We start from the raw sequence: 11,809 nt of genomic DNA, 5'->3' as shown, positions 1-11,809 counted from the left end.
CGTCACCTCTAGTCTGACGCCATTTGCCTTCTGTAAGTCTCTGAATTTCAAGAGGAAAAGGTTTTGATGCAGCAGAACTCAACGCTGGTGCGGGGGCTCACTGAGCCCGGAGAATTCCGGGACAACTGTGGATTTGGTCTGATTGCCCATATGGAGGGCAATGCCAGCCACGAGCTTTTGCAAACCGCCATTGAAGCACTGACATGTATGACTCACCGGGGCGGCATTAATGCCGACGGAAAAACCGGTGATGGCTGCGGTCTGTTGCTCAAGAAACCCGACTCTTTCTTCCGCAAGGTTGCGCAAGAACAGTCCATTACTTTGCCTGACAACTACGGCGTGGGGATGGTCTTTACTCATCCTGACAGCGCTGAAGCGGACAAGCAGAAAGCCGCTATCGATGCGGCCCTGGCCGCCCAGGATGTGCAGGTGCTGGGCTGGCGTGAAGTTCCCACGGACGACGCCTGTCTCGGTGAATTGGCGCGTGCCTCTCTGCCGGGATTCTGGCAGGTGCTGGTGGCCGCCGATGGCAACACCGAGCAGGAACTGAACCGTCGTTTGTTCTTTGCCCGCCGCCATGCGGAGAAGGCCATCGAAAGCGACGGCTACTTCTACGTCTGTTCCCTGTCTGCTTCGGTGATCTCCTACAAAGGTCTGATGATGCCGGTGGATCTACCGACATTCTTCCCGGACTTGGGTGACGAAGCCATGGAAACCGCTATCGTGGTGTTCCATCAGCGCTTCTCCACCAATACCTTGCCGCAGTGGCCGCTGGCCCAGCCGTTCCGGTACCTTGCGCACAATGGTGAGATCAACACCGTGCAGGGTAACCGTAACTGGGCGCTGGCACGGGAAAGCAAGTTCGCCAATGAACTGCTGCCCGGCCTGGAAGAGTTGAGCCCGCTGGTCAACCGTACCGGTTCCGACTCCTCCAGCATGGATAACATGCTGGAAATCCTGTTGTCCGGCGGCATGGATCTGTTCCGCGCCGTGCGCATGATGATCCCGCCTGCCTGGCAGAACGTGGACACCATGGACGCAGACCTGCGTGCTTTTTACGAATATAACTCCATGCACATGGAGCCTTGGGATGGACCTGCCGGCCTGGTAATGACCGATGGCCGTTATGCGGTATGTATGCTCGACCGTAACGGTCTGCGTCCGGCGCGCTGGGTTGTCACCAAGAACGGTTTCATCACTCTGGCCTCCGAGATCGGCGTCTACGGCTACAAGCCGGAAGACGTGGTTGCCAAGGGCCGGGTCGGACCGGGCCAGATTCTGGCTGTGGATACCGAAACCGGTGAAGTGCTGCACACCAGGGATATCGATAATCGTCTGAAAGTACGCCATCCCTACCGGGACTGGCTGAAGAGCAATGCCCTGCGTATCGAAGCGGATTACGACCATGAAGTAGGTCGTACCGATGAAGTGGATCCGCAGGACCTGCTCAGCTACCAGAAATTCTTCCAGATCAGCTTTGAAGAGCGTGATCAGGTGCTGCGTCCGCTGGCGGAATCCGGCCAGGAAGCTACCGGTTCCATGGGGGATGATACGCCCATGGCGGTGCTGTCCCGTCGTGAGCGCCAGCTGTCCGATTATTTCCGGCAGCAATTTGCCCAGGTAACCAATCCGCCCATCGACCCGCTCCGTGAAGCGATCGTCATGAGCCTGGAAACCTGTGTGGGTGCCGAGCGTAACGTATTCGAGGAAACCGCTGATCATGCGGATCGCGCCATCCTGTCCACCCCGGTGCTGTCCCACTCCAAGTTTACCAACCTGCTGAACATCGACCGCCCAGGCTATGATGTGGCCAAGCTCAGCCTGCACTACGATCCGCAGGTGGGTCTGAAGCAGGCGGTGCTGGATGTCTGTGACGCTGCTGCAAAGGCAGTGCGGGACGGGAAGGTGGTGCTGGTGCTGACCGACCACGGGATCAGCCAGGATACTCTTACCATTCCGGCGTTGATGGCCACCGGTGCTGTGCACCACTCACTGACCGAAGTGGGCCTGCGCTCCGATGCCAACATCATCGTGGAAACCGCTACTGCCCGTGACTCCCATCACTTCGCCGTGCTGTTCGGGTTTGGTGCCACGGCGGTTTATCCGTACCTGGCCTACGATGTAATCGCCGACATGGTGCGCTCCGGTGAGCTGCTGGGCGATGCGGTGGAATTGCAGAAGAACTTCCGCAAGGGCATCAACAAGGGCTTGATGAAGATCCTTTCCAAGATGGGGATCTCCACCATCACCTCCTACCGTGGTGCCCAGCTGTTTGAGGCTGTCGGTATCGACAGTGAAGTGGTCGACCTGTGTTTCCGGGGTGTGGCAAGCCGCATCCAGGGGGCGGGCTTCGTGGATTTCGAAGCCGATCAGCTGAATCTGGCCAAGGATGCCTGGAAGCAGCGCAAGCCGATTGATGCGGGCGGCATTCTCAAGTTTATCCACGGCAAGGAATACCACGCCTTTAACCCGGACGTGATCCATGCCCTGCATCGTGCTACCCAGGACAACGACTACGACGCGTACCGCGAGTATGCCGAGCTGGTCAACAAGCGTCCGGTGGCCACCCTGCGTGACCTGTTTGCCCTGCGCGATGACGTGGATGGCATCAGCGTAGACGACGTGGAGCCGCTGCAGAACATCCTGCTGCGCTTTGACTCCGCGGGCATGTCACTGGGCGCATTGAGCCCGGAAGCCCACGAAGCCATCGCCACCGCTATGAACCGTATTGGTGGCCGTTCCAACTCTGGTGAGGGCGGTGAAGACCCGGCCCGTTACGGCACCGAGCGCGTCTCCAAGATCAAGCAGATTGCCTCCGGCCGTTTCGGTGTGACCCCGCATTATCTGGTCAACGCCGAAGTGCTGCAGATCAAGGTGGCCCAGGGCGCCAAGCCCGGTGAAGGTGGTCAGCTGCCTGGCGGCAAGGTGAACAGCCTGATTGCCCGGCTGCGTCACTCCGTGCCCGGTGTGACCCTGATTTCACCGCCGCCGCACCACGACATCTACTCCATTGAGGATCTGGCCCAGCTGATCTTTGACCTCAAGCAGGTCAACCCGGATGCCCAGGTGTCCGTGAAGCTGGTGTCCGAGCCTGGTGTGGGTACCGTGGCTTCAGGTGTGGCCAAGGCCTATGCCGACCTGATCACCATTTCCGGTTACGACGGCGGTACCGCGGCCAGCCCGTTGACCTCCATCCGCTATGCCGGCTCTCCCTGGGAGCTGGGTCTGGCGGAAGCCCATCAGGCGCTGCGTGGCAACGACCTGCGTGACAAGATCCGTCTGCAGACCGATGGCGGTCTGAAGACCGGTCTGGATGTGGTCAAGGCGGCCATCCTGGGTGCCGAGTCCTTCGGTTTCGGTACTGTGCCGATGATCGTCTTGGGCTGTAAGTACCTGCGTATCTGTCACCTGAACAACTGCGCCACCGGCGTGGCTACCCAGCGTGAAGATCTGCGCAAGGAACACTTTATCGGTGGTCCGGAATTGCTGATCAACTACTTCACCTTTGTGGCTCAGGAAGTGCGTGAGTTGCTTGCCCTGCTGGGCGTTAAGAGTATCCCTGATCTGATCGGTCGTACCGATCTGCTCAAGGTGCTGGAAGGTGAGACTGCGCGTCAGGGCAAGCTGGATCTTACTCCGATCCTGCGCAATGACCTGGTACCGGCGGACAAGCCGACCCATTGCCAGGTTGAGCGAAACGAGCCGTTCGACAAGGCGGTACTTAGCCAGAAAATGGCTGAGGACATGAAGGTAGCCATCGACAACAAGTCCGGAGGCTCTTTCAACTACGAAATTACCAACTGTGACCGCTCTATCGGTGCCCGCGTCTCTGGTGAAATTGCCAAGCAATACGGCAACCTGGGTATGGAAAGCGCGCCCATCAAGGTTCGCTTCACCGGTACGGCCGGGCAGAGCTTCGGTGTGTTCAACGCCGGTGGCCTGCACATGTATATCGAAGGTGATGCCAACGATTACGTGGGCAAGGGAATGGCCGGTGGCAAGCTGGTGATCCGTCCGCCCCAGGGTAGCCCGTTCAAGAGCCAGGAAACGGCCATCATTGGCAACACCTGTCTGTACGGCGCCACCGGCGGCAAGCTGTTTGCCGCAGGCACTGCCGGCGAGCGTTTCGGGGTGCGTAACTCCGGTGCTCACGCGGTGGTGGAAGGTGCGGGGGATCACTGCTGTGAATACATGACTGGCGGCTGTATTACCGTGCTGGGTCAGACCGGGCATAACTTCGGTGCAGGCATGACCGGTGGCTTCGCCTTTGTGCTGGATGAAGACAACGACTTCTTCGACCGCATCAACCCGGAACTGATCGAATTGCATCGCATCAGCTCCGAAGCTACCGAGTCTCATCGCAGCCACCTGCGTGGCGTGATCAGCGAATACGTTACAGAGACCGGCAGCGAATGGGGCCAGTACATTCTGGATAACTTTGATGCCATGAGCCGCAAGTTCTGGCTGGTGAAGCCCAAGGCCGCGAGCCTGGACAGCCTGCTGAACACCACGCGTGCCAATCCGGCATAAAAGAGGTTGGAGAGAACATGGCTGAGCGTTTGAACAACAATTTCCAGTTTCTCGATGTGCCCCGGCACGATCCGAAGAAAAAGGACATTGAAGACCGCAAGCACAAGTACGAGGAAATCTACTACCCGTTCGAAACCCGGGAGGTGGAGCACCAGGCGCACCGCTGTCTGCATTGCGGAAACCCGTATTGCGAGTGGAAGTGTCCGGTACACAACTACATTCCCAACTGGCTGAAGCTGATCAGTGAAGGGAACCTGATGGAAGCGGTGGAGTTGAGTCATCAGACCAACTCCCTGCCGGAAGTCTGTGGTCGTGTGTGCCCGCAGGATCGCCTCTGTGAAGGGGCCTGTACCCTGAACGACGGTTTTGGTGCGGTAACCATCGGTGCTACCGAGAAATACATTACCGATACCGCCCTGGCCATGGGCTGGCGCCCGGATATGTCAAAGGTGGTATGGACCGACAAGAAAGTGGCCGTAATCGGTGCCGGTCCGGCCGGTATCGGCTGTGCCGACGTGCTGGTGCGCAATGGCGTGAAGCCGGTGGTATTCGATCGCTATGAGGAAATCGGTGGTCTGCTGACCTTTGGTATTCCCGAGTTCAAGCTGGAAAAGCCTGTCATGGCCAAGCGTCGTGAAGTGTTTGAAGGCATGGGCGTGGAATTCCGGCTGGGCGTGGAAGTGGGCAAGGACGTCACCATTGATGAACTGCTGAGCGAGTATGATGCGGTCTTCATGGGCATGGGTACCTATACTTACATGAAAGGCGGTTTCCCCGGTGAGGATCTCGATGGCGTGTTCGAAGCGCTGCCGTTCCTGATTTCCAATGCCAACCGCAATCTTGGCTTTGAAAAAGACGAAGCGGACTTCATCGACATGGCCGGCAAGCGTGTGGTTGTGCTCGGTGGTGGTGACACCGCCATGGACTGTAACCGTACTTCCATCCGTCAGGGTGCCGAGTCCGTTAGCTGTGCCTATCGTCGTGATGAAGAAAACATGCCAGGTTCGCGCAAGGAAGTGGCCAATGCCAAGGAAGAGGGGGTTCAGTTCCTCTTCAACCGCCAGCCCATTGAAGTGGTCGGTGAGAATGGCAAGGTGGTAGGCGTGAAGGTTGTTGAAACCAAGCTCGGCGAACCGGATAACAACGGTCGCCGTCGCCCTGAGCCGATTCCGGGCAGTGAAGAAATTCTGCCGGCGGATGCGGTCATCATCGCCTTTGGTTTCCGCCCCAGCCCGGCGGACTGGTTCGCCGAGAAGAGCGTGGCCACGGATGACTCCGGCCGCGTAACGGCTGCTGAAAAGCAGGAGTTCCCGTTCCAGACCAGCAACGAGAAAATCTTTGCCGGTGGCGACATGGTGCGTGGTTCAGACCTGGTGGTAACCGCCATCTGGGAAGGTCGCGAAGCCGCCAAGGGGATTCTGGATTACCTGGACGTATAAGTCCGGTCGGACGTCGGAACTGATGTCTGACGTCGGATGCAAAAGGCCCGCATTGCGGGCCTTTTTGTTATGCGCACAGAGCCGGGAATAAGGTAAAGTGCTGAATTCTGTAATTTGTTTCAGGGCGTCCGGCGTCAGACGTCCGACGTCAGACTGATAGGACCAACAATGACTTTCGCTCCTCTCCAGAACGACCTGTTTCTCCGCGCCCTTAATCGCGAATCCGTCGAACGCACGCCCATTTGGATGATGCGACAGGCCGGGCGTTATCTGCCGGAATACCGGGCCAGCCGTGAGCATGCGGGATCGTTCATGGATCTTTGCAAGAATGCAGATCTGGCCTGCGAGGTGACGTTGCAGCCGCTGGAGCGCTACCCGCTGGATGCGGCCATTCTGTTCTCCGATATTCTCACGATTCCTGATGCCATGGGGCTGGGGTTGTATTTCGAGACCGGTGAAGGTCCCAAATTCAAGAAGGTGGTGCGTACCGAGGCGGATGTGGCGGCCCTGCCGATCCCCGACCCCGAGACCGACCTGGGCTATGTGATGAATGCCGTCAGCACTATCCGTGGTGCCCTGAATGGCCGTGTGCCATTGATCGGCTTTTCGGGCAGTCCCTGGACCCTGGCCACTTATATGGTTGAGGGCGGCTCCAGCAAGGACTTCCGTCATCTCAAGGGCATGGTTTACAGCCAGCCGGAACTGGCCCACGCCATGCTGGACAAGCTGGCGCAGTCGGTGACGTCCTATCTGAATGCCCAGATTCGTGCCGGGGCCCAGGCTGTCCAGATTTTTGATACCTGGGGTGGGGCGCTGTCCGCCGAGGCGTATCAGCAGTTCTCACTGAAGTACATGAAGCAGATTGTGGATGGCCTGATTCGCGATCACGATGGCCGCAAGGTGCCGGTCATCCTGTTCACCAAGAACGGCGGACTGTGGCTGGAATCCATGGCGGAGACCGGCTGTGATGCCCTGGGGCTGGACTGGACCATCAATATCGGCGAAGCCCGTCGCCGTGTCGGGCACAAGGTTGCGTTGCAGGGCAATATGGACCCTGCGGTACTCTATGCCTCACCGGATGCCATCCGAGCAGAAGTGAAACGTATCCTGGACGATTTCGGGGATCACCCGGGGCATATCTTCAATCTGGGGCACGGGATTACACCGCAGGTGGACCCGGAACATGCCCGGGTATTTATCGAAGCGGTACACGAGTTCGGTACCAAATAGAAAAGGGGGCGGCTGAGCGGATCCGGTCTGCTGATGTCAGACACGTCCCGGCCAATGAGGGAGGACGTTTTATGCGGGCAAAGTCTGTAGTGGTATGGGGCGCGTTATTGCTGCTCTCAGTCAGTAGCAACATGGTCTCTGCGAATCCGTATCCGGAATCATCCTGCGAACACCTGATCCACCAGAAAGTCCGGGAGAGCAGAGGGCCGAATTTGAGTGACAGTGACCGGGCTGAACTGATCATCGACGTGAACCTGGATGCGTTGGTGCACAACTTTGGTCGGAGAAAGGTGGGGGTATGCCGCGAAACCCTGGCGGCGGATTATGCCCAGGCGGAGCCTTGTATAAAGCATTATGCAGCGGTCTTCGATGAGAACGTTTCCTCCGACTTTGAGGCATTCAGGGAAAAGTACCAATCTGAAATGCAGCGCAAATACCCAAGCAGCAGGGCTCGGGAGATGTGCATGAACGAGATGAGATCCAGGCATTCAGTCGCCGGTGCTTTCGGACTTTAAAAAGTCAGGGGCGACCCTGCTCCTGGGGCTGGGGCCATGATGAATCATAATGGGGGCGTGATGAGGATAGTGGTTGTAGTGCTGTTGCTGGGGTGGTCGCTACCTGCGCTTTCCATGTCTTTGGCGCTGGCAAAGGTGGAGCGCGCCGAGGACGGGGAGACTGAGCGCCAGGTCTGTGATCGTGCGTTGACAAAGATGACCGAAGAGCTGCATGTCAGTCTGCTCAGTGTGATCTCCGCCACCGATGCCTATGAGCAGCGTCGCCTGGCTTATAAGGATCAGGGGCTGGAGCAGGCTGTACTGGATGATGCCTACCGGAGTCAGTTGTTCGCAGAAAAGCCCGATGTGCAGGGGCGCCGGTGGACAGGCTCCCGTTGCTCGGTACGGGCACGCTATGACGCTGATATTGATGCTCTGGCGCTGCGAGTTCCCATGCCTGCCGGCAATCCGGCGCCGGTTGCTGAATCCGATAACCCGCCGCCACCAGGGGTTGACCCGAAGACCTGGGAACTGTTCAGCAGCAGTCGTGACCGTGCAGAACTTTCACAGGTTTTCGGTACGGTTGCTGCGCTGCGGATGCGTATTGTCGAATATTACGCCATGACCGGTGATTGGCCGGAGGACCTTTCCAGTATTGGGGTGGCACCGGAGCAGGTGGTGGGTGAGCGAATCAAGCGTGCTTACCTGCTACAGGATGGGCTGTTGAAACTGGAACTGGCTGGCCGGCTGGAGGGCCATTCCCTGAGTACCTGGCCTATGGATGCCGGTAGCGTGCGAGGGGTGGAATGGCAATGTACAACCACGGTAAATATGGGGCCGAACAGTTTCTGTGAGCAAGTGGAATAATTCGCTACGAGCTACGAGCTACGAGCTACGAAAAGCGAAAAGCGAAAAGCGAAAAGCGAAAAGCGAAAAGAGGCCGCGCCCGGGGATTGGGTGCGGCCTCTTTCGGTTGAGTCGATTGCGTCATCATCCGCGTTGTTGCGTCGCTTTACGCGCCAATCTTGCGCATCTGGTAGACGTTGTGCGAGATGGCAACCACCTCGCCATTGGCGTCTTTCAATTCCACATCCCACTCGAAATCGCACTTGCCCACTTCTTCCGTGGTGCTTTCGATGCGCTGAATTTCTTCTTCGCTCAGGGTGACTTCCACAGTCACGTCAGTGGTGGCCGGGCGGCGGAAGCGGATCGACATGTCCTTGACGATGGGATAGAACTTCTTGGTGTCGAAAGAGGTGAGGTAGATGGTGCCACCGGGGAGTTCGGCGATGGTGTACAGCGCACCGGCGTACATGATCCCAACGTGGTTGATGTTGGGCTTGAACGGCATCAGCATCTTGCAGTAGCCACGGTCCACGTCCAGGGTCTGGACTTCGCAGCGCTCCACAAACGGGAAGGTCTTGTCGCTGGCAAGTTTGATCAGGTTCTTCTGTTCTTCGGTCAGGGCCATGTCAGTTCTCCTCAGTTATCGGGATGCTAACAAAGCCGTGGCCGGCTCCGTGAAGCCGTTTAGATCAGTTCCCTGGCGTAAACGGTCAGTCGGGGCCAAAGAGGGGCTTACTGGTCGAGCAGGGTGTCCGTCTTGGCGGCGCAAATAAAATCGTTACGGTGCAGGCCGTTGATCTTGTGGGTCCACCAGGTAACGGTCACCTTGCCGTATTCGGTGAGGATGGCTGGATGGTGTCCTTCGCGTTCGGCCAGTTGGCCAACCTGGTTGGTGAAAGCCAGGGCCTGTTCAAAATTGCGGAAGCTGAAGTGGCGCTGGAGTTTTTCCACGCCGTCTTCTTCCACCTGGATCCACTCGGGGATCTGAGGAAACAGCGATTCCTTTTCCTGTTCTGACACCTCGGGGGCGTCAGCCCGACAGGCCTCGCAGGGTTGGTTATTCAGCGTATTCATGACGATTACCCGTCTCGCACTGACAATGGGATAGCGCTTCCATTGTCAGTGATCCATGTCGAGTTGGCAATTTACTGGCTGGGCTCACACAGACGAACCGGGTCGCCATCGGTGCCGCCGGGGGCCATTTTCTTGAGAATGCGGCGCAGCTTTTCCAGGTCGGTGTCATCACGTACACGGCCTGGAATTTCCATGCCTTCGGCCAGATTCAGCAGTACCGCCTTCATCTTTTCGGGCATGAGTACCGGCTGGCGATGCTGCAAGACATAGATCAGGTCGCCACGCTTGAAGAGCAGGAATCCGTAGTAGTAGGTGCCACTTTCCGCGTCAATATCCTTTACCTGGGCGGCATCGATATTGATGCCTATGATGGCGAACAGGGCCTTGGGGTCAGCGTCCTCCAGGAATTCCCGGTAGGAGGCTTCGGCGCTGGTGATCATCGGTGCCTTGGCCACTACATCCCGCAGATAACTGTTCAGCGTCAGGTTGAGCAGGGTCAGGTCTGATGCAAAGCGTGGGGCTTCGATCATCGGGTGGTTCTGGACGTTAAGGTAATCGGCCCGGAACAGGCGTCCACTGCCATCCCAGAAAGTGGTCGAGCCACCGTTGCGGTCACAGCGCTCGTCCAGCACCACTTCGCCACGGAAAGTGTTGATGCTCAGATCGAGAATATAGGCCCCGGCGGGAGAGAAGTAGTAGTCCCCTTCACGTTCACCCTGTAACCCCTGGCAGCCTGCCAGCAGTGAGAGCATGAATGTCATGAAGAGCAACGCGGCTGTTTTGGTTATTTTCATTATTCGCCCCGAATATAAAAAAGCTGCAAGACACCTTTTTGTTGCAGGCGGCAAGAACGGTGCCGGCTGGCCGAAAAAGGCGCTCGCTGATCATAGCATAATCCTGAAGGGATGCTGCCAGCCTTGCAGCCAACCGGATTAGAGCAGCGGCAGATTATCCAGTCGTATGACGGTCTTGCTGTCGGTGGCCCGGATGGCGCGGTTGTAGTGCCAGGTGGCTTTCTGGGGATTGTTGAAGACCCTCAGCGACACTTCACTGAGCGGGGTGTCGCAGGCCCGGATCTTTGCTGCGCCAGCGTTGAAGGCTTCCAGCAATTGCGCCTTCACTGTGTTTTGGCGTTCTGTTGCGCCGGCATCGCAGCTTTGCTGTGCACTGCTGAAGTAGTTGATGGAAGGGGAAATCAGCACGCTTTGCTTAAGCTGTCGCTTGCTGGCATCAATGACTTCCACGCACTGATGGGTCCAGAAGTAGTAACAGTCCTCTGCGCGTGCCAGTGAGGTACTGACCAGAATAAGCATGCCGACAAGCAGGCGGATCATGGCGTCGCCTCCCGTTGTGGGCGCCCGGGTTCCCACTGCAGGAAGATGTGATCGGCGATCAGATGATCAGGAATGCGGTGGCGAATATTCGCGTGAAGCTCGGGGAGCTTGCTCCAGTGCAGCCCCGGTAGCATGTGGTGAGCGGTGTGGTAGCCCAGATTCCAGGAGGGCAGATTGTAACGTTTCAGCTCAACATTACGGGAGGCGTGGAAATGGTCCTCAAATCCTGTGTCGGCATGTTGCCCGTAAGTATTGTCCAGCAGCAGAAACAGCATGGTGATCATTGGGATCACGAACAGGATCAGCGCATTGCGGGGGTCGTAGGTCAAAGCTGCCACAAGGGGTATGTTGGCAATTACTAACATTCTGAGAAAGCGTCGATAGAGCTGCCTGTGCTGCTGCCCGATACGGTGTATTTCCGGATAGATCATCAGGGTGTTGACCAGCACATAGCGCCAGCGTGGCATCAGGCTGCCATCGGGTTGCTGCCAGGGGGATGGGTCCTTTTGCGGGTCCAGATACAGTTTGTGGTGGCCGATATTGTGATGCAGGGTCCAGCTGAACGGACTGGTGCCGGTCTGCAGGTAAAGGATGCATTCAAACAGCCGATTGAGGGGGCGCTTGCGAAAGGTATTCACATGATGATGGTTGTGGCAGATGGCGCCACAGGACACCTGAACCGGTAGCAACGCCAGCATGGCTAGCCAGGTGGTCAGGCCTTCACTGAAGAAGAACAGTGCAAGTTGAATTGAAAACACCGCCAACACCAGGGCAACAGCGGCACGATCAGCCCTATAGCGTACTAACATCTCATCCACCCAGGTCAATGAATGACCCTGACTACGAATAAGAGATGAGTCTA

10 protein-coding genes are annotated in these 11,809 nt (G+C 57.6%); 5 read left to right on the top strand and 5 right to left on the bottom strand.

The window, feature by feature from the left end:
• Positions 1 to 66 precede the first annotated feature (66 nt).
• The 5 genes from gltB to GQF00_RS06605 all read left to right on the top strand — a co-directional run bounded on the left by gltB (position 67) and on the right by GQF00_RS06605 (position 8,560).
• Complete coding sequence (gene gltB / locus GQF00_RS06625; protein ID WP_161318388.1) at positions 67 to 4,530, top strand: glutamate synthase large subunit; 4,464 nt, start codon at positions 67 to 69, stop codon at positions 4,528 to 4,530.
• Positions 4,531 to 4,547: 17 nt separating this feature from the next.
• A complete protein-coding gene (locus GQF00_RS06620) occupies positions 4,548 to 5,969 on the top strand; it encodes an FAD-dependent oxidoreductase (RefSeq protein WP_161318387.1) in 1,422 nt (473 codons plus the stop codon).
• Positions 5,970 to 6,137: 168 nt separating this feature from the next.
• The gene (gene hemE, locus GQF00_RS06615) at positions 6,138 to 7,199 is read left to right on the top strand and encodes a uroporphyrinogen decarboxylase (protein WP_161318386.1); all 1,062 of its coding nucleotides are present in this window, start codon (positions 6,138 to 6,140) and stop codon (positions 7,197 to 7,199) included.
• Positions 7,200 to 7,270: 71 nt separating this feature from the next.
• On the top strand, positions 7,271 to 7,714 hold the full coding sequence (locus GQF00_RS06610; RefSeq protein WP_161318385.1) for a hypothetical protein: 444 nt from the start codon (positions 7,271 to 7,273) through the stop codon (positions 7,712 to 7,714).
• A gap of 60 nt (positions 7,715 to 7,774) precedes the next feature.
• On the top strand, positions 7,775 to 8,560 hold the full coding sequence (locus GQF00_RS06605) for a pilin (RefSeq protein ID WP_161318384.1): 786 nt from the start codon (positions 7,775 to 7,777) through the stop codon (positions 8,558 to 8,560).
• Positions 8,561 to 8,705: 145 nt separating this feature from the next.
• Here the strand turns inward: GQF00_RS06605 and GQF00_RS06600 are convergent, their stop codons facing one another.
• The 5 genes from GQF00_RS06600 to GQF00_RS06580 form a co-directional block, all read right to left on the bottom strand.
• The gene (locus GQF00_RS06600) at positions 8,706 to 9,164 is read right to left on the bottom strand and encodes a YiiD C-terminal domain-containing protein (RefSeq protein WP_161318383.1); all 459 of its coding nucleotides are present in this window, start codon (positions 9,162 to 9,164) and stop codon (positions 8,706 to 8,708) included.
• A 107-nt stretch (positions 9,165 to 9,271) separates the two neighbouring features.
• Positions 9,272 to 9,613 carry a 4a-hydroxytetrahydrobiopterin dehydratase gene (locus GQF00_RS06595; protein WP_161318382.1) on the bottom strand — a complete coding sequence of 114 codons (342 nt, stop codon included), beginning with the start codon at positions 9,611 to 9,613 and terminating at the stop codon, positions 9,272 to 9,274.
• 71 nt (positions 9,614 to 9,684) lie between these two features.
• On the bottom strand, positions 9,685 to 10,407 hold the full coding sequence (locus tag GQF00_RS06590) for a hypothetical protein (RefSeq protein WP_161318381.1): 723 nt from the start codon (positions 10,405 to 10,407) through the stop codon (positions 9,685 to 9,687).
• Between the two features lie 138 nt (positions 10,408 to 10,545).
• Entirely contained in the window at positions 10,546 to 10,947 is a 402-nt protein-coding gene (locus GQF00_RS06585; protein WP_161318380.1) for a hypothetical protein, read from the bottom strand.
• Positions 10,944 to 11,756: a fatty acid desaturase gene (locus GQF00_RS06580; RefSeq protein WP_202560413.1), complete on the bottom strand. Its 813-nt coding sequence runs from the start codon at positions 11,754 to 11,756 to the stop codon at positions 10,944 to 10,946. Before GQF00_RS06580 ends, GQF00_RS06585 begins: the two co-directional genes overlap by 4 nt.
• Between the last annotated feature and the right edge of the window lie 53 nt (positions 11,757 to 11,809).

The sequence above is a fragment of the Alcanivorax sp. DP30 genome (assembly GCF_009882945.1).
GTDB lineage: Bacteria > Pseudomonadota > Gammaproteobacteria > Pseudomonadales > Alcanivoracaceae > Alcanivorax.
Note: the sequence above shows the minus strand (reverse complement) of the source record. Positions and strands in the feature narration are given on the sequence as shown.

Excerpts from the sequence above, each read along its gene's own strand:
- gltB (WP_161318388.1), top strand. The coding sequence starts at position 67 with ATGCAGCAGAACTCAACGCTGGTGCGGGGGCTCACTGAGCCCGGAGAA.
- GQF00_RS06620 (WP_161318387.1), top strand. The coding sequence starts at position 4,548 with ATGGCTGAGCGTTTGAACAACAATTTCCAGTTTCTCGATGTGCCCCGG.
- hemE (WP_161318386.1), top strand. The coding sequence starts at position 6,138 with ATGACTTTCGCTCCTCTCCAGAACGACCTGTTTCTCCGCGCCCTTAAT.
- GQF00_RS06610 (WP_161318385.1), top strand. The coding sequence starts at position 7,271 with ATGCGGGCAAAGTCTGTAGTGGTATGGGGCGCGTTATTGCTGCTCTCA.
- GQF00_RS06605 (WP_161318384.1), top strand. The coding sequence starts at position 7,775 with ATGAGGATAGTGGTTGTAGTGCTGTTGCTGGGGTGGTCGCTACCTGCG.
- GQF00_RS06600 (WP_161318383.1), bottom strand. The coding sequence starts at position 9,164 with ATGGCCCTGACCGAAGAACAGAAGAACCTGATCAAACTTGCCAGCGAC.
- GQF00_RS06595 (WP_161318382.1), bottom strand. The coding sequence starts at position 9,613 with ATGAATACGCTGAATAACCAACCCTGCGAGGCCTGTCGGGCTGACGCC.
- GQF00_RS06590 (WP_161318381.1), bottom strand. The coding sequence starts at position 10,407 with ATGAAAATAACCAAAACAGCCGCGTTGCTCTTCATGACATTCATGCTC.
- GQF00_RS06585 (WP_161318380.1), bottom strand. The coding sequence starts at position 10,947 with ATGATCCGCCTGCTTGTCGGCATGCTTATTCTGGTCAGTACCTCACTG.
- GQF00_RS06580 (WP_202560413.1), bottom strand. The coding sequence starts at position 11,756 with ATGTTAGTACGCTATAGGGCTGATCGTGCCGCTGTTGCCCTGGTGTTG.